At 67.6% G+C, this 21,530-nt stretch carries 18 protein-coding genes; 9 read left to right on the top strand and 9 right to left on the bottom strand.

The window, feature by feature from the left end; translation table 11 throughout:
• The first annotated feature begins 130 nt into the window (after positions 1–130).
• Positions 131–724: a GNAT family N-acetyltransferase gene (locus tag EU513_RS04700; protein WP_240795919.1), complete on the top strand. Its 594-nt coding sequence runs from the start codon at positions 131–133 to the stop codon at positions 722–724.
• Positions 725–776: 52 nt separating this feature from the next.
• Here EU513_RS04700 and EU513_RS04695 read toward each other — a convergent pair whose 3' ends face one another.
• The 3 genes from EU513_RS04695 to EU513_RS04685 all read right to left on the bottom strand — a co-directional run bounded on the left by EU513_RS04695 (position 777) and on the right by EU513_RS04685 (position 4,518).
• Positions 777–980, bottom strand: a complete 204-nt coding sequence (locus EU513_RS04695) for a 4a-hydroxytetrahydrobiopterin dehydratase (protein ID WP_240795923.1) — start codon at positions 978–980, stop codon at positions 777–779.
• Positions 981–1,114: 134 nt separating this feature from the next.
• Positions 1,115–3,118, bottom strand: coding sequence for a VWA domain-containing protein (locus tag EU513_RS04690; protein WP_129624711.1), 2,004 nt, complete (start codon positions 3,116–3,118; stop codon positions 1,115–1,117).
• Between the two features lie 11 nt (positions 3,119–3,129).
• A complete protein-coding gene (locus EU513_RS04685; RefSeq protein WP_129624710.1) occupies positions 3,130–4,518 on the bottom strand; it encodes an ATP-binding protein in 1,389 nt (462 codons plus the stop codon).
• 108 nt (positions 4,519–4,626) lie between these two features.
• Here EU513_RS04685 and EU513_RS04680 point away from each other — a divergent pair, with 108 nt between their 5' ends.
• On the top strand, positions 4,627–5,808 hold the full coding sequence (locus tag EU513_RS04680) for an acyl-CoA dehydrogenase family protein (RefSeq protein ID WP_239700904.1): 1,182 nt from the start codon (positions 4,627–4,629) through the stop codon (positions 5,806–5,808).
• Positions 5,809–5,822: 14 nt separating this feature from the next.
• Positions 5,823–7,001, top strand: coding sequence for an acyl-CoA dehydrogenase family protein (locus EU513_RS04675; RefSeq protein ID WP_129624709.1), 1,179 nt, complete (start codon positions 5,823–5,825; stop codon positions 6,999–7,001).
• Positions 7,002–7,004: 3 nt separating this feature from the next.
• Here the strand turns inward: EU513_RS04675 and EU513_RS04670 are convergent, their stop codons facing one another.
• Positions 7,005–7,262, bottom strand: coding sequence for a 3-hydroxyacyl-CoA dehydrogenase family protein (locus EU513_RS04670; RefSeq protein ID WP_129624746.1), 258 nt, complete (start codon positions 7,260–7,262; stop codon positions 7,005–7,007).
• 127 nt (positions 7,263–7,389) lie between these two features.
• Here EU513_RS04670 and purL point away from each other — a divergent pair, with 127 nt between their 5' ends.
• Entirely contained in the window at positions 7,390–11,220 is a 3,831-nt protein-coding gene (purL, locus tag EU513_RS04665; protein WP_129624708.1) for a phosphoribosylformylglycinamidine synthase, read from the top strand.
• Between the two features lie 10 nt (positions 11,221–11,230).
• Here the strand turns inward: purL and ptsP are convergent, their stop codons facing one another.
• From ptsP to EU513_RS04640, 5 genes are read right to left on the bottom strand one after another with little or no spacing between them, the layout of a single operon-like run.
• A complete protein-coding gene (gene ptsP, locus EU513_RS04660) occupies positions 11,231–12,904 on the bottom strand; it encodes a phosphoenolpyruvate--protein phosphotransferase (RefSeq protein ID WP_129624745.1) in 1,674 nt (557 codons plus the stop codon).
• A gap of 19 nt (positions 12,905–12,923) precedes the next feature.
• Positions 12,924–13,193, bottom strand: coding sequence for an HPr family phosphocarrier protein (locus EU513_RS04655; protein ID WP_129624707.1), 270 nt, complete (start codon positions 13,191–13,193; stop codon positions 12,924–12,926).
• A gap of 49 nt (positions 13,194–13,242) precedes the next feature.
• Positions 13,243–15,369: a fructose-specific PTS transporter subunit EIIC gene (locus tag EU513_RS04650; RefSeq protein ID WP_129624706.1), complete on the bottom strand. Its 2,127-nt coding sequence runs from the start codon at positions 15,367–15,369 to the stop codon at positions 13,243–13,245.
• A 22-nt stretch (positions 15,370–15,391) separates the two neighbouring features.
• On the bottom strand, positions 15,392–16,336 hold the full coding sequence (gene pfkB, locus EU513_RS04645; RefSeq protein ID WP_129624705.1) for a 1-phosphofructokinase: 945 nt from the start codon (positions 16,334–16,336) through the stop codon (positions 15,392–15,394).
• Positions 16,333–17,088, bottom strand: a complete 756-nt coding sequence (locus EU513_RS04640; RefSeq protein ID WP_129624704.1) for a DeoR/GlpR family DNA-binding transcription regulator — start codon at positions 17,086–17,088, stop codon at positions 16,333–16,335. Before EU513_RS04640 ends, pfkB begins: the two co-directional genes overlap by 4 nt.
• Positions 17,089–17,280: 192 nt before the next feature.
• On the opposite strand from EU513_RS04640, the gene EU513_RS04635 reads away from it, so the two are divergent.
• The 5 genes from EU513_RS04635 (at position 17,281) to EU513_RS04620 (ending at position 21,498) form a co-directional block, all read left to right on the top strand.
• Positions 17,281–17,934 (top strand): NAD(P)H-binding protein, encoded by a 654-nt coding sequence (locus EU513_RS04635; protein WP_129624703.1) that lies wholly within the window; start codon positions 17,281–17,283, stop codon positions 17,932–17,934.
• A gap of 74 nt (positions 17,935–18,008) precedes the next feature.
• The gene (locus EU513_RS15740; RefSeq protein ID WP_168990145.1) at positions 18,009–18,149 is read left to right on the top strand and encodes a hypothetical protein; all 141 of its coding nucleotides are present in this window, start codon (positions 18,009–18,011) and stop codon (positions 18,147–18,149) included.
• 45 nt (positions 18,150–18,194) lie between these two features.
• Positions 18,195–19,499: a carboxylesterase family protein gene (locus EU513_RS04630; protein ID WP_129624702.1), complete on the top strand. Its 1,305-nt coding sequence runs from the start codon at positions 18,195–18,197 to the stop codon at positions 19,497–19,499.
• Positions 19,500–19,535: 36 nt separating this feature from the next.
• Positions 19,536–19,871, top strand: a complete 336-nt coding sequence (locus EU513_RS04625; RefSeq protein WP_129624701.1) for a YnfA family protein — start codon at positions 19,536–19,538, stop codon at positions 19,869–19,871.
• 379 nt (positions 19,872–20,250) lie between these two features.
• A complete protein-coding gene (locus tag EU513_RS04620) occupies positions 20,251–21,498 on the top strand; it encodes an MFS transporter (protein WP_240795918.1) in 1,248 nt (415 codons plus the stop codon).
• Positions 21,499–21,530 lie beyond the last annotated feature (32 nt).

Below are 21,530 nucleotides of genomic sequence, written 5' to 3'. Positions count from 1 at the left end.
AACGAGCCCTGCCGTCGCACGCACAAAGCGCGGCTACATGACGCTCCGCTCAACACGAGGACAGCATCGTGCGTCGGCGACAGCGGGAAAGTCGTTTGACGATCGACGTTACGGCTGTGAGTGTCAGCGGGTGCCTCCCCTTCGTCCTTGGCCCAAGACCATCAACGGTGTGTTGCTGCGCGATCCCCAAGACGCAGACATCGAGGTCATCGCGAGCTTCCGCAACCTGCCCGAAGTCAACCGGTGGATGATCGTCACCCACCAGACCCTTGACGAGCTACGCCGAAGCTGGCTCGCCGTTGCGTCCAGCCAGACGGACTTCTCCTGCGTCGCCGAGGTCGACGGTGAGCTTGCTGGGGTCGGATTCCTTGAGGTCGAGGACGGAGCGGGCCAGCCCGGCAAGCCTCGCGGGACCGACGCGTGCATCGGATACATCGTCCGTCCGGGGTACGAAGGTCGCGGTGTGGGATCAGCCGTTGCCCGCGGCCTGGTCGAGGCTGCGTTTGTGCACCTTGAACTGCGAAGAGTGACGGCCGGCTGCTTCGCGGACAACTTCGCTTCGGTACGCATCCTGGAGAAGACCGGTCTGCGGCGCGAGCAGCACGGGCGAGGGGACTCCTGGCACGCCGAACTGGGATGGGTCGACGGCTACACCTACGGCGCGCTCAGAGACGAGTGGCTCGCTGCGCGAGCCGGAAGCCTGGCAGCCGGCACCGAATCCTGAGGCAGCCTCCGTGGTTCGAGCGGGTGTGGCCTCGCGTCCGGTCGACGCTTGATCACGCGCTTCGGAATTTCGCTCGCCCGAACGGTGCAGAGCAGCGGCGTGGATCAAGTTCTGATCGAGCAGCGACAGGTCGGCAGCCGCTGCGAAACCGCTGATATGACCCCCAAGGCTGAACATCGCGATCGGTCACGCCGCCGGCGTCGTGGCTGGTCAGGGTGACGTCAACGTACCCGTACCGCGGGTCGAGGTCGGGAATGAGGTGGTGCGGCCGGCCACCGTGCCGACAGCGATGAGGCGGCAGCGCGGCGCAGTGCGGGGGTGTTCATGTGGGACCCCTTTCCGAGCGAGAGGGGTCGCTGTGTCGACGTCCGGTAAGGGGTGCCGGTTGGGCTAAGCCCACCAACCGCGGCCCATGCCGAACTCGCTGTACAGATCGTGCGGCAGGTCGGTGCGCGAGCCGAGGAAGGAACCCACGACGGCACTGCCCAGATCGTCGAGATCGGGGGTGACCACGCGGCCGTCGACCCGCTTGGCGAGTTCGCCGAGGAAGCGTCCGAGCGACGGCTCGTCGCCGAGTTGGAAGAAGGTGGTCTGCGCGCCCATCCGTCCGGCGGTCTCCAACTCGCGGACGGTGACCGCGAGCGTGAACGGGTGCGGCGGGTAGTCGAAGAAGGACTGTCCGTCGCGTTCGAGGTGCGCAGTCGGCTCGCCGTCGGTGACGATCAGCAGCACCGGCTGTGCGGACGGGTGCTTGCGGAAGAAGCGATTGGCCAGCAGCAGCCCGTGGTGCAGGTTCGTCCCCTTGTACTGCATGCCCGACAACGCGGTGAGTTCCTCGATGCCCATGACCTCGGCGTTCCGGCCGAAACCGATGAGCTGCAGGTGATCTCCGCGGAAGCGTGTCGAGATCAGCTGGTGCAGCGCGAGAGCAGTGCGCTTCATCGGCACCCATCGACCGGCGCGGATCATCGAGTACGAGGTGTCGACCAGCAGAGCCACCGCGGCCTGGGTGCGCGCCTCGGTCTCGACCACCTCGACATCGCCCATCTCGATCCGGACGCGTCCGTCCCGCCGACCGTCCGCAGCCTTGCGCTGGACGGCGTTGGTGATGGTGCGGGTGACGTCCCAGCTCTGGGTATCCCCGAACTCCCACTGCTTCGAGGCGCCGGTCAGTTCGCCCGCGGCACCCGATCGACGCATGTCCCGCGACCCGGAGCGACCGGACATCCGGTCGGCGACATCCCGCAGGAGCGTCTTGCCGAGCTGCCGCATCGCCTTGGGGGACAGGCGAAGTGCGCCATCCGACCCCTTGGCCAGGTATCCGGTGTCGCGCAGTTCGCGCTCGAGGTCGGCGAGCGTGCGTGCGTCGAGCGCCGCTTCCGGGCCGAGCAGCTTGGAGACGGCGTCCAGATCGATGTCGTCCATCCGGGCTCCCGGCCGGTCCTGGTCGAGTTGTTGGACGAGGTCGTCGAGTTGGGCGAGCTCCTGCAGCGCGCCGGTGCCGTCGCCCAGACCAAGTCCTTCCTCGCCGCCGAACTCCTCCGAGCCGCCCCAGTCCTCGCCCGGACGCAGTGACTGCAGCTGGGAGTCGAGCTGCGCGAGTTGCTCCATCAGCTCCGGTGATCCGAACGCCTGCCCGGCCAACTGCATGAGTTCCTCACGCTGCTCGGGGGTCATCGAATTCATCATTCGCTGCGCGGCCGCAGCGCGGGCTGCCATCGCGTCGAGGAGTTCGTCGAGATTCTGCGGGTTCTCGCGGAAGAACTCGCCGTGCTTGTCCATGAACTGCTCGAACGCCTCGTCCACGTCCTGCCCGGCTGCCTTCTTCGCCAGCAGCTCGTTCAGATCGCGCAGCATCTCGGTGACCGCGGCTCGATCCTCATCGGTCGCGGACTCCAAGGCCTGCTTCATACCCGCGAACCGCTGGTCGAGCAGTTCTCGACCCAGCAGGTCCTTGATCTGCTCATAGTGCTCGCGCGCGTCGGCCGACCGCCACGGGTAGTCGGCCAACTCGGTGACGGCCTGCGCGGGAGACGGCGGGAGGTTCTCGATCCGCATCTCGGCGAACCGGGCATCGTCGTCGAGGTCGCGAGCCAGCCGCTTTCGCTCCTCCAGCACCGCCTTGTCCAAAAGCTCCTTGACCTGCTTCAGTGTGCCGCCGAGGTTGCTGCGTGCCAGGATCTCCTCGCGTCGCTTGGACACCTGCTGCATCAACTGATCGAGCCCGCGCTGTTGCTCGCTGCCGCGTCGCAGGTACTCGCGCATCGCCTGCTCGGGGGAGTACCCGGCCATGACGTCCTCACCGATCGCGGCAAGTGCGTCGGCGAGGTCGACGGGAGGAGCCAGCGGATCGGGTCCGCCGGTGTACTTCCCGTAACGGGAGCGATGGGTCATTCGAATTCCGTTCAGCCGTAGATGGTTTCGCCGTCGCCCGACTGCTTGCCCACCTTGCGGATCAGGTACAGGCCTTCCAGTGCGAGCTCGATCGCGCAGGCACGTTCGCCGTCCGTCGTCGCACCGACCCGCTCGGCGATGTCGTCGTAGAGCGTCGATCCGGCGAGCGAGGGAAGTCCGTCGATGAAGTCCTTGGCCGTCACCCGCTCACCGGTCGTGACCATCGAGCCGTTCTCGAACGCGTCCACCAGTGGAGCCAGGTCGAGTCCCTTGAAGAGGTGACGCACGGTGTCGGCTGTCGAGGTACGCAGCAGGTGGTCGAGCACCGCGCGTTCGCGTCCCTCTTCGCCGACCTCGAACTCCACCTTTCCGCCGAGCACGTCGACCGCTGTCTCCAGATCGACCACGCGAGCCACGGCGTCGTCCTCGCCACGAATCACCTTGCGGTGCAGCGCAGCTGCCGCGATGGTCTCCGCCCCTGCGATCGAGAAGCGGGCCGAGACACCGGAGCGTTGGTCGACGGACGACGACTCACGCAGGGCACGGGTGAAGCGGGCCAGGATCTCGACGAGTGCGTCCGGCACGGTGGCGACCAGATCTGCCTCCTGCCGAATGACGGCCACCTCGTCGTCGAGCTCGACCGGGTAATGGGTGCGGATCTCCGCGCCGAAGCGGTCCTTGAGCGGAGTGATGATGCGTCCGCGGTTGGTGTAGTCCTCCGGGTTGGCGCTCGCGACGACCAGCACGTCCAGCGGCAGCCGCAGCAGGTAGCCACGGATCTGGATGTCTCGCTCCTCCATCACGTTGAGCATCGCGACCTGGATGCGCTCGGCGAGGTCGGGCAGTTCGTTGATCGCGACGATGCCGCGGTGCGAGCGGGGGATCAGGCCGAAGTGGATCGTCTCCGGGTCGCCTAGACTGCGCCCCTCGGCGACCTTCATCGGATCGACGTCACCGATCAGGTCGGCCACCGAGGTGTCGGGGGTTGCAAGCTTCTCCGAATACCGCTCGGCACGGTGCCGCCAGGTGATCGGCAGGTCGTCACGGAGTTCCTCGGCACGCTGCTTGGACGCGTGGGTGATCGGGTCGTACGGGTGCTCACCCAGTTCGGACCCCTCGATCACCGGCGTCCACTCATCCAGGAGCCCGGCGAGAGTACGCAGGATGCGGGTCTTGCCCTGGCCACGTTCGCCCAGCAGGACGACGTCATGGCCGGCGATCAGTGCCCGTTCCAACTGGGGGACGACGGTGTCGTCCAGGCCGTGCAGGCCCGGCCACGGGTTGCGTCCCTCGGCGAGGGCCGCGAGCAGATTGTCGCGGATCTCTTCGCGGATGTGCTTGTGCTGATGGCCGCTCGCGCGAAGTTCGCCGACGGTGCTGATGGTGGGTGCCTCGGTCACCCCCTCACGCTACGTCGTGGACCGGTTCGGTCGTGAGTGTCCGGACAATGGGCGAGACGTGACGGACGTTTTCATCCCTTGAGGTGGCAGGATCCAGACATTGCCCGGGTGGTTCTCAGAGAGCGGGACGCGATGGTGGATCTGACCCTCGACGACGAACAGCGCGGCTTCCAGCAGGTGGCCCGTGAGTTCCTCGCCAAGGAGGTCGTGCCCTACCGGCGTGACTGGGACCGTGCCGAGTCGATCGATCTCGCTCTGGTGCCCAAGCTCGCGGAAATCGGCTTCCTCGGGCTGACCGTCCCGCAGGAGTACGGCGGCATCGGCGGCGACTGGATCACCTACTGCCTGGGCATGGAGGAACTCGGTCGTGCTGACTCGTCCGTGCGTGGACTCGTGTCGGTGTCGATGGGATTGTGCGGCAAGCCGATTCTCGATTACGGCACCGAGGAGCAGAAGCAGCACTGGCTGCGCCGCATCGTCACCGGTGAATCGATCGGCTGCTTCGGACTGACCGAACCCGACAACGGGTCCGACCCCGGCTCGCTGAAGACGAAGGCGGTCAAGGACGGCGACGACTACCTGCTGCGCGGACAGAAGATCTTCATCACCAACGGCACCTGGGCGGACGTCTGCCTCGTGTTCGCGCGCACCAGCCCGGACGGGCCGAAGGGCATCAGTGCCTTCCTGGTGCCGACGAATTCGCCCGGATTCGAGCGCCGCGAGATCAAGGGCAAGCTCGGCCTGCGCGGTCAGGCGACCGCGGAGATCTTCCTGGACGAGGTGCGGGTGCCCTCCTCCGCCCGGCTGGGTGACGAGGGCAAGGGAATGTCGATCGCGATGTCGGCCCTGGACAAGGGTCGGGTCTCGGTCGCTGCCGGGTGTGTCGGAATCGCGGCCGGCTGCCTCGAGGAGGTCGTGAACTACACGACCGAGCGCAAGCAGTTCGGCAAGGTCATCGCCTCCTACCAACTGGTGCAGGAGATGATCGCCGACATCAGCGTCGACACCGATGCGGCCCGCCTGCTGACCTGGCGCGCGGCCCACCTGTTGGAGAAGGGCGAACCCTTCAAGGTGGAAGCCTCGAAGGCGAAGCTGTTCGCGTCCGAGACGGCCGTGAAGTCGGCCAATCTCGCCATCCAGGCGTTCGGCGGCTACGGCTACATCGACGAGTACCCCGTGCAGAAGTACCTGCGGGACGCCCGCGTGATGACGCTCTACGAAGGCACCTCCCAGATCCAGAAACTGCTCATCGGCCGCGCCGAGACCGGCATCAACGCGTTCACCAGCTGAAAGGTCCCACCCCCATGGCAACCCAGAGCCCGATGCAGTTGTTCGGCATCGACACGCTGATCGAATCCGACGACCGTGACATGTCCGCGGCCGTCCGCAAGCTGCTCGACGCCGAAGTTCGCCCGCACCTGCAGGACTGGTACGAAGCCGGCACCGTCCCGGTCAAGGAACTCGCGCCGAAGCTCGGGGAGATGGGGCTGCTCGGCATGCACCTGGAGGGGTACGGGTGTGCCGGAACGTCCGCGACCGCGTACGGCCTGGCCTGCGTCGAACTCGAAGCGGCCGACTCTGGTATTCGGTCGCTGGTGTCGGTGCAGGGCTCGCTCGCGATGTTCGCCATCTGGCGGTTCGGCAGCGAGGAGCAGAAGCAGGAGTGGCTGCCGCGCATGGCGGCCGGGGAGGCAATCGGTTGCTTCGGGTTGACCGAGCCCGACTTCGGTTCCAACCCCGCAGGCATGCGGACGCGGGCCCGTCGCGACGGTGACGACTGGGTGTTGAACGGCTCGAAGATGTGGATCACGAACGCACCGGTGGCCGATGTCGCCGTGGTCTGGGCGCAGACCGGGGAATCGAGCAAGGAGATCCGCGGCTTCGTGGTGCCCACGGACACGCCGGGATTCAGCGCTCCGGAGATCAAGAAGAAGCTGTCGCTGCGTGCATCGGTGACGGGTGAGATCGTGCTGGAGAACGTGCGTCTGCCCGACTCGGCGATGTTGCCCGAAGCAGCAGGTCTGTCCGGTCCGCTGTCGTGTCTGAACGAGGCTCGCTTCGGCATCGTGTTCGGCGCGGTCGGCGCCGCGCGTGACTGCATCGAAGCAGCGATCTCCTACGTCGGCGACCGCGAGATCTTCGACAAGCCGCTCGCCGGCTACCAGATCACCCAGACCAAGCTCGCCGACATGACGCTCGAATGGGGCAAGGCGATGCTGCTCGCGCTGCACCTCGGTTCGCTGAAGGACAACGGCGGTGTGCGCCCCGAGCAGATCAGCCTCGGCAAGCTCAACAACGTCCGGGAAGCCATTCAGATCGCTCGGGAGTGCCGAACCCTGTTGGGGGCCAACGGAATCACGCTCGAGTACCCGGTCCTGCGCCACGCCAACAACCTGGAATCGGTGCTCACCTACGAGGGCACCTCAGAGGTGCACCAGCTGATGATCGGTCAGGCGCTGACCGGCGTCGCGGCCTTCCGCTGAGACTCACGCGCTGCCTCGGGCGAAGCGCTCGGCCCAGTCGGCGAGGGTCTGACGGATCTGCGGGCTGGAATCCTCAACCCGGAACGGGACGCCGCTCATGTCCTGCAGCTCGAACGGGCCCCTCGGGTGGCCGAGCGCGGTACGGCAGGCGGCGTCGATGTCGGTGATCGACGCATAACCGCCCTCGAGCAGGAACACGGCCTCGTCCCGGATGGCGTTGAGGATGCGGTTGGCGATGAATCCGTTGATCTCCTTGTCCATCACGACGGCTTCTTTGCCCAAGCGCTTTGGTCGGCGCAGAGGGGACGGGTGGTGGCCCGGCGGTCACGCGATGCGTGGTCGATAGGCTGAAGGCTCCTGCCGGTCGCCTCTGGAGATGCCCTCGTTCATGGCTTCGTCGCACTTCGTCCTGACCCACGTCCCAGGCGGCTCCGCCCTCTCCGGCTTCCGGGCCCGAGCGCTGCTGACGCGCTTGCAGCAGGTGCAGCCGAATGTCACCGGGGTCGATGCCCGGTACGTGCACTGGGTCGCGAGCACCCGTGAACTCGACGACCTCACCCGCGACTCCCTCACCCGGATCCTCACCTACGGCGACGCCTACGAGGGCCCGACCGAGGGCACCCTGGTCGTGGTGACGCCGCGGCTCGGCACGATCTCGCCGTGGGCGTCCAAGGCGACCGACATCGTCCACAACTGCGGCATCGAAGTGCATCGTGTCGAGCGTGCGACGGAGTTCGTGCTCACCGGTGAGGTCGACGACTGGGACGCGGCCGCTGCCGTCCTGCACGACCGGATGACCGAGACGGCATTCGCCGATCACGACGCAGCGGCGCACCTGTTCGACGAGCGTGACCCCGAGCCGATGGAACGCATCGACGTTCTGGGTCGCGGGCGCGAGGCGATCGAGGAGGCCGATGCACGTTTCGGTCTCGCCCTCTCCGGCGACGAGATCGACTACCTGGTCGAGGCGTTCACCGGGCTCTCCCGCAACCCCAGCGATGTCGAACTCATGATGTTCGCACAGGCGAACTCCGAGCACTGCCGCCACAAGATCTTCAACGCCGATTTCGTGGTCGACGGCGAAGTACAGACCCAGTCGCTGTTCGGGATGATCCGGTACACCGAGGCCGTCGCGGGCGAGGGCACCGTCGTCGCGTACAAGGACAACGCCTCGGTCATGGCTGGTGGGCCGGTCACACGGTGGATGCCCGCCGAGCAGGCCGGACCGTCCCCCTACGGCGAGCACCCGGACGAGGTGCACGTACTGATGAAGGTCGAGACGCACAACCACCCGACCGCGATCAGCCCGTTCCCCGGTGCGGCCACCGGCGCGGGCGGCGAGATTCGCGACGAAGGCGCGACCGGCCGCGGCTCCGCACCCAAGGCCGGCCTCACCGGATTCATGGTCTCGAACCTGAATCTTCCTGGCACTCAGGAAAACTGGGAGGACGAGGATTACGGCGCACCCGAACACATCGCGTCCCCGCTCGACATCATGATCGAGGGGCCGATCGGCGCGGCGGCCTTCAACAACGAGTTCGGACGGCCGGGCCTCGGTGGTTTCTTCCGCGTCTACGAGCAGACCGTCGACGGGGTGCGCCGCGGCTATCACAAGCCGATCATGAGCGCGGGCGGCCTCGGGGCGATCAGCGCGAACCAGACCGAGAAGATCATCTTCCCCGCGGGAACGCTGCTCGTTCAGCTCGGTGGCCCCGGGATGCGGATCGGAATGGGCGGTGGCGCGGCATCGTCGATGGCTTCGGGCACCAACGCCGCCGAACTCGACTTCGACTCCGTGCAACGCGGCAACCCCGAGATCGAGCGGCGCGCGCAGGAGGTCATCAACCACTGCTGGGCGATGGGCGAGCAGAACCCGGTGCTCGCCATCCACGATGTGGGGGCCGGCGGACTGTCCAATGCCTTCCCCGAACTCGTCGACGGCGCGGCCCTCGGTGCCCGCTTCGATCTGTCGGCGGTGCCCCTGGAGGAGTCCGGGCTCGCGCCGAAGGAGATCTGGTGCAACGAGTCCCAGGAGCGCTATGTCATTGCGCTGCAGGCAGATTCGTTGGACCAGTTCGCTGCGCTCTGCGAACGCGAGCGCTGCCCTTTTGCCGTGGTCGGCGTGGCGAAGGACGATGCGCAACTGGTGCTCGCGGGCGAGAGCGACGACCACCCCATCGACATGCCGATGGAAGTGCTGCTCGGCAAACCGCCGAGGATGACCCGCGACGTCCGCCGAGTGGAGCGTTCGACGGCGCCGCTCGACGTGTCGAGCATCGACCTGCGCGAGTCGGCCTACGCGGTGCTTCGTCACCCGTCCGTCGCCTCGAAGCGTTTCCTCATCACGATCGGTGACCGCACTGTCGGCGGTCTGACTCACCGCGACCAGATGGTCGGTCCGTGGCAGGTGCCGGTGGCCGATGTCGCGGTCACGCTGTCCGATTTCGTCGGCCTCGCCGGACAGGCGATGAGCAGCGGCGAACGCTCGCCGTTGGCAGCGGTCGACGGTCCGGCGTCCGGCCGCATGGCCGTCGGTGAGGCGATCACCAACCTCGTCGCCGCTCCGATCACGCTGTCCGGCGTGAAGCTGTCGTGCAACTGGATGGCGGCCTGCGGCGAGGACGGCGAGGACGCGGCGCTGTTCGACACCGTCCACGCGGTCGCCATGGAACTGTGCCCCGCGCTCGGCGTTTCGGTGCCGGTGGGCAAGGACTCCCTGTCGATGCGCACCAAGTGGGACGACAAGCAGGTCACCTCGCCCGTGACGCTCGTCGTGTCGGCTTTCGCGTCCCTGTCCGACGTCACCGGCACGCTCACCCCGCAGCTGCGCGGCGGTGACACCACACTCCTGGCAGTCGACCTCGGTGCCGGCCGAAACCGGCTCGGCGGTTCGATACTGGCTCAGGTCAATGCTGAGTTCGGCGGGGAGGTGCCCGATCTCGACGACCCCGCGCGACTGGTCGCTCTCGTCGATGGCGTGAACGCGCTGCGCGCGAGCGGAATTGCGCTCAGCTACCACGACCGCTCAGACGGTGGGTTGTGGACGACTGCCACTGAGATGGCGTTCGCCGGCAACACCGGTGTCGACCTCGAGGTTGCGAGCATCCAGGCGTTGTTCACCGAGGAGCTCGGTGCGATCGTCGAGGTGCCCTCCGCGCAGGTCGACGAGGCGCTCGCTGCTCTCGCGGGGTGCGGCGAGGTCACAGTGATCGGAAAGCCGAACTCCGACAAGCGAATCCGGGTGAAGATCGCCGGTCGGTCCGCCGTCGACGAACCTCTGTCGGACCTCGCACAGGCGTGGGACGAGGTGTCGTGGCGTATTGCGTCGCTGCGTGACAACCCGGAGTGCGCCGACTCCGAACACTCGGCGGTCGGCACCGACGTCCCGGGTCTGGTCGTCGCCCCGAGTTTCGACCCGGCCGACGATGTCGCCGGGCCCTATCTCAACCTCGGTGTACGTCCCAAGGTCGCGATCCTGCGCGAGCAGGGAGTCAACAGCCATGTCGAGACCGCGTTCGCGTTCGACCGGGCCGGGTTCGAGGCGTACGACGTGCACATGACCGACCTGCAGGCCGGACGGTTCGACCTCGCGGACGCCGTCGGCCTGGTCGCCTGCGGCGGGTTCTCCTACGGAGACACCCTCGGCGCCGGTGAAGGTTGGGCGCGTTCGGTGTTGTTCAATCCGACTCTGACAGAGGCGTTCTCGACGTTCTTCCACCGCGAGGACACTTTCGGTCTCGGCATCTGCAACGGCTGTCAGATGTTCGCCGCGCTGGCCGACCTCATTCCGGGAGCGCAGGCGTGGCCGCGGTTCACCCGCAACAGGTCGGAGCAGTACGAGGCTCGCCTCTCACAGGTCGAGGTACTGGACTCGCCGTCCATCTTCTTCGCGGGGATGGCGGGTTCGCGGCTGCCGATCGCCGTGGCGCACGGGGAGGGTTTCGCGAACTTCGATCTGCGTGGTGACGAGAGTCGCGTGCACCGGGCTGCTCGATACGTTGACGGTAACGGACAACCGGCCAGCGCATATCCGTTGAACCCCAACGGTTCTCCGGACGGACTGACTGCGGTGACGACCCCGGACGGCCGGTTCACCGCGATGATGCCGCACCCCGAACGCGTGCAGCGCAACGTGCAGCTCAGCTGGACCGACGGCCCGATCGGACAGGCGAGCCCGTGGTTGCGGATGTTCCGTAATGCGCGGGTCTGGGTCGACTGAACGCCGCAGGTCAGAGGATCGCGACGAGCTCGGCGTCGGCAGCAGTGCGGACGGTGTCCAGCGCATCGGCGGCTGTGGGTGCCGACAGTGCCAGCGCAGCCAGGCGCCGACACTCCTCCAGAGAATGACGCGACAGCGCGAAGCGAACGATCGCGACCTTCGACGGCGCCATCGACAACGACCCGACACCCATGCCGGTCAGCACGAGCGCCATCAACGGGTCACCGCCGGATTCACCGCACACGCCGATGGGCTTTGCGAGCTCGGCGGCTCCGTCGCAGGCAGCCTTGATCACCGAGAGCACGGCCGGCTGCCACGGATCAAGCAGATCGGAGAGCGCACCCTCCATCCGGTCGGCCGCCATCGTGTACTGCGCCAGGTCGTTGGTGCCCAGGCTGCCGAAATCGACCGGACCGAGCACATGCCGAGCCGACAGGGCCGCTGCCGGCACCTCGATCATCACGCCCGACGTGGGCAGGCCCGCAGCCGCGACCTGCTCGGCGAACCACGACGCCTCATCGAGGGTGGCCACCATCGGGGCCATCACCCGAACGTCCGCGCCGGTAGCCGACGCCGCAGCACCGAGTGCCTCGAGCTGGGTCTGCAGCAGCTCCGGACGTGCTTGTGACAGGCGCAGGCCACGACGGCCGAGAGCAGGGTTCTCCTCATCGCCGAGGTCGGCGAAAGCGAGCGGCTTGTCGGCACCCGCGTCCAGCGTCCGGACTACGATCCGACGGTCGTGCCCGAAGGGTTCGAAGACCTTGGTGTAGATGTCGGTCTGCTCCTGCAGCATGGGCGCCTTCTTCGCCGACAGGAAGACGAACTCGGTGCGGAACAGACCCACCCCCTCGACGTCGGTGGCAGCCGCGGCGACGGCGTCGTCCACCCCGCCGATGTTTGCGAGCAGGGCGACCGCGTGACCGTCGGATGTGCGGCCGGCACCGGTCGAGGACGACAGTACATCGGCCCGCTTGGCGTCGCGATCGGCAAGAGCCGCAACGATTTCCGGTTCCGGGTCGGTGAGTACCTCGCCGGTGTCTCCGTCGATGGACAGCACAGTACCGATCTCGATGTCGAGCGCTCCGGCACAGTGAACGACGGCGGGGATGCCCATCTGAGCGGCGAGAATCGCGGTGTGGCTGTTGCGACCGCCCGCCTGGGTGACGATGCCGGCGACGAGCGCCTTGTCGAGCACGGCGGTGTCGGCCGGAGCCAGATCCAGGGCGACGACGATCGAGCGCTGGGCCAACGTCGGAACGCCCGGCGCCGGTAGGCCGAGCAGCACCGAGATGGCCCGGGCGCCGACGTCACGCAGATCGGTGACCCGCTCGGCGAAGTAATCGCCCAGCGCTTCGAACTGAAGGACGTACTCCTCGACTGCGAGGTGCACCGCGTTCGCCGGGCCGTTTCCGCCCGCGAGGTGCTTGCCGGCCGCCTTGTGCAGGCCCTTGTCGCGGGCGATGAGGGCGGTGGCGGACAGGATCTGCGCGGCCGTCTTCGGCGCCGCTGCGGCGCGGGCGTCCAACTCGGTCGCGACCGATTCGAAGGCGGCCTTGACCTCGAGCAGTGCCGAGTTGGCGTCACTCGGTGCCGGCTCATCGGCCGGTGCCTGCATCGGGGGAGCGACGAGGACCGCCGGGGCGTAGGCGGATCCGGGGCTGACGCCGATCCCTTGCAGAATCATGTTCTCCACCGCCGTCAACTCATTCCGCGTCGAGGTCGCGCGAGAGCAGGTCGACGAGCGAGTCGAGTGCCTCGTCGGCGCCGTCGCCTGCGGCGGTCAGCTCGACCTCTTCGCCGTGCCTGGCGCCGAGCGCCATCACCCCCAGGATGCTGGTCGCGTCGACCGGGTCCTCGCCCGGCTTGGCGATCTGGACGTCCAGTCCGGTCTCGGACGCCGCCTGGACGAACAGGGCCGCGGGGCGGGCGTGCAGGCCCACCTTCGAAGCGATGGTGACGGTGCGCTGTGCCATGAAACTGACTCCTTCGTCGGTTGGGTGTGTTGTGAGTCTGCCGCAGCGATCAGGCTGCGACGAGGGTGTTGGTGGACTTCTTGGCAGCGGCTTGCTTGAGCACGACCACGACCGTGGTCATCACCAGCACACCCGCCGCGAGAGCGACCAGGAAGAGGGCGAAGTTGCCGATCAGCGGGAGCACCCAGATGCCGCCGTGCGGGGCGCGCAATGTGGCGCCGAAGGCCATCGACAGGGCTCCGGTGACGCTTGACCCGGCGACCGACGCGACGATCACGCGCCACGGGTCGGCGGCCGCGAACGGGATGGCTCCCTCGGAGATGAACGAGGCGCCGAGCAGCCACGCGGCCTTGCCGTTCTCCCGCTCGGGCTCGGTGAACAGCTTGGGCCGGATGGTGGTGGCCAGTGCCAGACCGAGCGGCGCGACCATTCCGGCGGCCATGACCGCGGCCATGATCTTCAGTTGCGGGGCATCGGTTGCGGTGCCGGCTGCGGACAGCCCGGTGGTCGCGAAGGCGTACGCCACCTTGTTCACCGGGCCGCCGAGGTCGAAGCCCATCATCGCGCCGACGATCAAGCCGAGCAGGACCGCGCTGGTGCCCGACATGCTGTTCAGCCCCTCAGCCAACTGGTCGGACAGCCACTTGATCGGCCGGCCGAGCACGGTGATCAGCAACCCGACGGTGAGCAGGGTCGACAGCAGCGGGATCACCACGACGGGCATCACGCCACGGACGTTCTTGTGCACATTCCAACCGGAGATCCACTTGGCGATCAGGCCACCGAGCAGGCCGGTCGCGATGCCGCCGAGGAAGCCGGCCTGCATGGTGACCGCCACGGCGCCGCCGACGATGCCGGGCACCAGACCCGGACGGTCGGCGATCGCGTACGCGATGTAGCCGGACAGGATCGGGACGAGGAACCCGAACGCTGCTCGACCGATGAGGAAAAGCAGTGCAGCCCAGTGCATCCCGTCGAGCGGGTTGAACGAGTTCTGCAGGACGGTGATGGTCTTGGCATCGGCCGTCGGGTCGAGCGTGAAGTTCTTCGTGACGTCGATCGCGCCGGTCTCACCGCCGAAGATCTGGGCGAGCATGAAGCCGAGCGCGATGAGGATTCCGCCGGCCGCGACGAACGGGATCATGTACGACACACCGGTCATCAGCCACTTGCGCAGCCGCGTGCCGAGGCCCTCGCTCTCGGGCTCGTCGTCCATGACGGACGCCGGCGTCGCCTGGGCGCGCGAAGGATCCTTCCGCCACTCGTCCGCGAGCCGTCCGGCCTGCGCCAGCAGGGCAGGGGCGTCGCTGATCGCCTTCTTCACCCCGACATCGACCGTCGGCTTACCAGCGAAGCGCTGCTTGTCGCGCACCTCGACGTCGTGAGCGAAGATCACGGCGTCCGCCTCGACGATCTGGCGTGCGGTGAGCGGCGTCGATCCGGCGGATCCCTGTGTCTCCACGGTGATCGAGTGCCCCGCCTCGCGGGCCGCGTTCTCCAGTGCCTCGGCGGCCATGTAGGTGTGGGCGATGCCGGTCGGGCAGGAGGTCACCGCGACGAACCGCCGGGAGGTGGACGCATCCGCGGTCGGTGCGGTCGGCTCGACCTCGTCCGGGACCGATGCCCTGTCCGATGTCTTGTCCGATGTCTTGTCCGATGCCGGCGCAGCAGCGGTGGCGCCGGCGGCTGCCGTGGTGGTCGAAGCTGCAGCGGGCTTGGCGGGCGCATTGTCGAGCGAGACCCGGGAGTTCACGAGCTCGACGACCTCGGACTTCGTCCTCGCCGACTGCAACTGTGCGCGGAACTCCTTGTCCATCAACGCTTTCGCCAGCTTGGGCAGCATCTGCATGTGCGCCTCACCGCCCTCCTCGGGAGCGGCGATGAGGAAGATCGTGGTCGCCGGGCCGTCCTTGGCGCCCCAATCGATGCCTTCGACCGGGCGTCCGAAAACCAGCGATGGTTCGGTGATCGCCGCGCTACGGGCATGCGGGATACCGATGCCGCCGGGCAGGCCGGTTGCCATCTTCTCCTCGCGGGCACGCACGTCGGCGAGGAACGCATCGAGGTCGGTGCAGCGACCGGTCGCGACCAGCGTCTCGGCGAGAGTGCGCGTGGCCTCATGGCGGTCGTCGCCACCCAGGTCCAGGACGACCTGTTCGTCGGTGATCAGAGACACGACGTGTCCTTTCGTCGGTGCGTCAGGAGATGACGCGGTCGAGTTGCGGGGTGCGCGTGGAGTGCACCTCGATATCGGTGAGGTCTTCGAGGTGCGGTACCTGACTGCCGGGTAGTCCAACGGCGGCGGCGCCCCAGCGGACGCCCTCGCGAAGGGCGGCTTCAAGGTCGCCGCCCGCCACGGTCGAGTGCAGGAAGCCGGCGAGCAGGCAGTCGCCGGCGCCGACCGTCGACAACGGGTCGGCGATTTTCGCTCCGGCCCAGACCAGTTCGTCGGCGGTCACGGCAATCGCGCCGTCGGCGCCGAGGCTCACGACGACTGTCTCGACACCGTCCGCGACCAGTTCGCGTGCCGCGTCCACGACGTCACCGACGGTGCTGAGCGGGCGGCCGACGAGCTCGGCGAGCTCCTCATGGTTCGGCTTGATCAGGTGCGGTCGAGCCGCGACGGCCAACGGGAAGGGGGCTCCGGAGGTATCGATCGCGACCTTCACGCCGCGTCCGCTCATCCGACGGACCAGTTCGGCGTACAGCGTGGTCGGGACGCCCGGCGGTAGCGAGCCACAACCGACCACCCAGGACGCGGACACGCACGCCCGTGCGGTGGCGCCGAACAGGGCGCTGACCTCGGCGTCCGTCAGATGTGGACCCGCCTCGTTGAGCTTGGTCGTCGTGCCGTCCGGCTCGACCGCCGCGATGTTCATCCGGGCCGACCCGGCGATCTCCACGGCGAGATGAGGGACCCTCGCAGCGTCGAGCAGTTCGGTGAGCAGGTGACCCTCAGGGCCACCAGCAGGAAGGACCGCGAGCGTCGGTGTCTCGTTGGCGGCGAGGGCTCGGGAGACGTTGATTCCCTTGCCGCCCGGGTCGATTCGGCCGCAAGCGGCGCGCTGTACCTCGCCGAGGGCGATGTGCTCGAAGGACATCGTGCGGTCCACGCTGGGGTTCGGAGTGAGGGTGACGATCATGCACATGCCACCTTCGTTCCTGCATCGACCAACCCGTCGCGGTCGTCCGCAGCGAGCGCGGAGTCGGTGATGACGAGATCGACGGCGTCCAGCGGCGAGAAGCGGTGCAGGTGGTCGACACCCACCTTGCTGGAATCGGTCACGACGACGGTTTTGGTCGCGGCGCCGATCATCGCTGTTTTCACTGCGGCCTCGGCCTCGTCCGGGGTCGTCAGTCCGCGTCGGGTGCTGATGCCGTTGGTGCCGACGAAGGCGACATCGACGGTGAGGCCGCCCAACAGGTCCGACGCCCAGGAACCGACGGCTGCGCCGGTGACGCCGCGAACGCGTCCGCCCAGCAGCAGGAGGGTGAGGTTCGGGCGGTCGGTGAGCAATGCCGCGGCCTGTACCGAGTTGGTGACCACCGTGAGCGATATGTCGACCGGGAGCAGGCCGGCGATCGCGAGGGTGGTCGAACCGCTGTCGAGCAGGATCGTGCCGTCGGCAGGGATCTCATCCAACGCGCGGGCAGCGATCCGGGTCTTCTTTTTGGTCGAGCGGGTGGATCGGGCGGCCAGGGTCGGTTCGAGACGTTCGACCGGAATCGCTCCGCCATGAACTCGTCGCAGCGTGCCGCGGTCCTCCAGGACGCTCAGGTCGCGTCGCACCGTCTCGGTGGTGACCTCGAGAGCACCGGCCAGGTCGGCGACCGCGACCCGCCCGTTACGGCGGGCCTCGTCGACGATGCGCTGGTGGCGCTCGGCTGCGTACACGGCTGACTGACTCCTCGTGTGAGTTGGCCCACGTGGTCGTGGTCACGTCAGAAAACCACCTGAACGTGCAGAAGTCAACAGAAAACAACATTTGTTTATATTGGAACGTCGGGACGTGCCAACCGGCGGGCCGGGCTACGTACCGTGGGTCGAGCGAGCGCACACGAAACGGACCGATACCTGGAGGCGCACATGACCCGCATCGCGATCATCGGAGGGCACGGCAAGATCGCCCTGCTCGCAGCTCACAAGCTCGCCGCAGCCGGGCACGAGGTCAGCTCGATCATCCGCAATCCCGATCACGCCGCAGATGTCGCCGAGACCGGCGCCGCACCGGTCGTGGCTGATGTCGAGCAACTCGACACCGATGAACTCGCCGAACTGCTCACCGGGCACCAGGTGATCGTGTGGTCCGCAGGAGCCGGCGGTGGTCACCCCGAGCGCACCTATGCCGTCGACAGGGACGCGGCGATCCGATCGATGGACGCCTCCCGCCAGGCCGGCGTGCTGCGGTACGTGATGGTGTCCTACTTCGGTGCCGGTCCCGGTCACGGTGTGCCGGAAGACAATTCGTTCTTCGCGTACGCCGACGCCAAGGCCGCGGCCGATGAACACCTCAAGGCGTCCGAACTGCAGTGGACGATCCTCAAGCCGAGCACTCTCACTCTCGACCCGTCGTCCGGGACGCTCGACCCGGCGAACGACGGCAAGACGTCCACGTCACGTGAGTTGGTTGCCGATGTGATCACCGCCGTCGTCGAAGCCGACCCCGAAACGGTCGCGGGCCGCGAGATCGAATTCACCGACGGCGACGTTCCGATCGCCGACGCGCTGCATCGTTCGTGAACCCCCAGCGGTAATTCCGGGATCCGTCGCCGCCCCTTCACCAACTGCCGGTGCAGAAGGAGGAGCGTGGAGACATGGGTTTGGACGAAGGTGTCCTGGCAGTGGTGATCATCCTCATGGTGATCGGACTGCTTCCGATGGCGATGGCGTGGCTCGAACAGCGCTGGTTGCACGATGAGGAGAAGGTGGGCGAGACGGTTCTGTCGCCTCGGTAGCCCTGGCTGCCCGGGCGGCGACGACGGTCTGCGACGATCGCCGGTATGAGCGTCCCGAACACCCCGGTCTGGACGATTCCCGGTGGCAAGGTCTCGGGTCGCGGCACCCCGAAGGTGTGGCAGGCGACCGGCCTTCCCTACGCGTCCGCTTCCCGGTGGGGTCTGCCCGTTCCCGTGCCGTTCTCCGGTCGGGATTTCGATGCACGTGAGCCGTCCCCGGTCTGTCCGCAGGTGTCGTTCCCGCTCATCGACGAAGTGCTGGACGATCTGGAGGGTCGACCGCGAACGGACGAGAACTGCCTCAACCTCTCGGTGACCGTCCCGGCCGGCACGAGCTCGGATGCCGCGCTGCCGGTGCTGGTGTGGATCCACGGCGGCTCCTATGTGACCGGTGGCGGCGACCTGCCCATCTACGACCCGACCGCCCTGGTCGTCGAGCAGCGGCTGATCGTGGTCAGCATCAACTATCGGCTCGGACTCTTCGGCTACCTGCGGCACGGCGACGCACCGGGCAATCTCGGTCTGCTCGATCAGCGCGCCGCCCTTCGCTGGGTGCACGAGAACATCGCGGTCTTCGGCGGGGACCCGCAGCACGTCACCGTTTTCGGGGAGTCCGCCGGTGGCGACTCGGTCGCCCACCTGATGATCGCCGAGGGCACCCGGGGCCTTTTCCGTAGGGCGATCGTGATGAGCGCCCCGCTCGGTCTGATGAGCAGACGGGACCGGATGTACGTCGCGATGGCTCGCCAGGTGCAGGACCTGGCGCCGGACGCGTCCGTCGACGAGGTCCTGGCTGCCACCGACCGCCTGCAACGGATGTCCCTGCGTTACGGCCTGCGGGCCGGGATGCCGTTCGGCCCGCAGTACGGCATCGACCCGTTGCCGAAGGAACGGGATCTGGACGATGCCTGGCGATCAGCGGGATCGATCGATCTGCTGATCGGACACACCGATCGGGAAGCGGCGTTGTTCGTCCCGCCCCGGCTCGGACGCCTGCCGTTGCGGCCCGCGGTACGCGAGCAACTCGTCCGGCGGCTCACCAGCCGCATCTACGGCGCTCCGGCTCGCCGGTTCGCCCAGCGTCATTCGGCGGCCGGCGGCCACACAGGGCGGTACGTCCTGCGCTCGAAACCGGCCAACGGCCCGCTCGCCGGTGCGCACACCACGGATCTCCCGCTCGTCTTCCCCGGGCCGGCGTGGGATTCCATCGTTCGTGCGTCGGGCCCGGCGTGGCATGCAACCTTCGATGAAGGACGTGCGATGCGCACTGTGCTCGCCGAATTCGCGAGGCGCGGCACGCTCGACGAACGTGCACATGCACCCGTGTTCGTGCACGCACTGCGATCCTGACCCGAGCCGAAGGGGCTGCCGACAACAATGGGCGCCATGATGATCGCCCGCTCGCTCGCGTTGTTCCTGGCTGCCGCAGTCTGCGAGATCGGCGGCGCGTGGCTCGTCTGGCAGGGCGTCCGGGAGCACAAGGGTTGGCTCTGGATCGGAGCCGGCGTGATCGCATTAGGCCTCTACGGGTTCGTCGCGACCTTGCAGCAGGACGCGAACTTCGGGCGGATCCTGGCGGCGTACGGCGGAGTTTTCGTCGCAGGTTCGTTGGTCTGGGGCATGGTGATGGACGGCTACCGTCCCGATCGCTACGACGTAGTCGGGGCGCTCTGCTGCCTGGTGGGTGTCGCGATCATCATGTACTCACCCCGCGCCATTTGACCGTTCCGAACCAACCTGCGGCTCGGCGTGAAAACGGATTCATTCCTGCAAGTAGCCCAGGCGGACCATGAGGACATGACTGTCGGGAGTGGTCTCGTAGTCGTTGACCTCGCCTTCCGGGCGTCCGACCCGCTGCCCGCCGACCATCACGATCCGGTCGGGGGCAGGCGTACCCGCGATGCACGCGCACTGTGGTCGACATGCCCGACCTCCGTGGGCGGATGGAGGCGGCCGCCGGACGGCGGTCGTCACGTCTTGACTGTCGCGCGTTCGCACGCCGAGCGCGAGAGGTGGGTGTCAGTCCGTAGTCGCTGCGAGTGGGAGGATCGAGCGCTTCGTCGTCCGTACCCCGGAGGTTGCCCTGTCCCGCGTCCGCGGCTTGTTCGCCGACACCCGTCCGCTGCGCGTCCCGGCTTACCGACGGCTGTGGTGGACCAACATCATCACGCTCATCGGCGCGCAACTGACTGTGGTCGCGGTGCCCGCGCAGATCTACAAGATCACCGGCAGCTCGGCCTATGTCGGTCTCACCGGGCTGTTCGGCCTCGTCCCGCTGATCGTCTTCGGTCTGTACGGCGGCGCCCTCGCCGATGCCATGGACCGGCGCAAACTGCTGACCATCACCACGATCGGCCTCATCGCGACCAGCGCGCTGTTCTTCGTGCAAGCCGCAGCACAGCTCGACCATGTCTGGTTGTTGCTGGTGCTGTTCGCCGTCCAACAGGCGTTCTTCGCGGTGAACCAGCCGACGCGCTCGGCGATCTACCCGCGACTGGTGCCGTTGGAACAGCTGCCCGCCGCGAACTCGCTCAACATGACGGTCATGCAGTTCGGTGCCATCGCCGGGCCGATGGTCGGCGGTCTGCTCATCCCGGTGCTCGGCTACTCCTGGCTCTACGCGGCCGACACCATCACCTTGTTCGCGACGCTGTGGGCCGTGGTCGGCCTGCCTGCCATGCCTGTGATCGGCCAGGCGAGCAAGGCCGGTTTCCGTTCTGTCATCGAAGGATTCGCCTACCTGCGCGCGCACACGGTGTTGCTCATGTCGTTCGTCGTCGACATCATCGCCATGGTCTTCGGCATGCCCCGGGCGCTGTTCCCACAGATCGCGCACCTCGACTTCGGTGGCCCGGACGGTGGCGGGTTCGCCTTCGCGTTGCTGTTCGCCGCGATCCCGGCCGGTGCCGTCATCGGCGGGGTGCTGTCGGGCTGGGTGTCGCGCGTCGAGCGCCAAGGGCTGGCTGTGGTCGTGGCGATCGTCGTATGGGGCGTCGCCATCACGGTGTTCGGCCTCGCGGTGGCCTTCGGCAGGGGAGCAGCCGGTCTACCGCTGGCGATCGCCGTCGGTGCCTTGATGGTGGCCGGCGCTGCCGACATGGCCTCCGCCGCATTCCGCACCACGATGCTGCAGGAGGCAGCCACCGATGATGTCCGTGGCCGCCTCCAAGGTGTGTTCACCGTCGTCGTCGCCGGTGGTCCCCGCTTGGCCGACGTCGCGCACGGTGCTGCCGCCGTCGGGCTGGGAACGGCGTGGACCGCCGCAGGCGGCGGTCTGCTGACCGTCGTCCTCGTGATGGCGGTGTCGCTGGCCGCGCCGGTGTTCGTGCGCTACCGGGTGGCACGTTGACCACCGGCACACCGCCGGGTCCGCGTCCTGAC

This window comes from Yimella sp. RIT 621 (genome assembly GCF_004146205.1).
Lineage (GTDB): Bacteria > Actinomycetota > Actinomycetes > Actinomycetales > Dermatophilaceae > Yimella > Yimella lutea.
The sequence above is the reverse complement of the archived record's forward strand: the minus strand, read 5'-3'. Positions and strand labels throughout refer to the sequence as shown.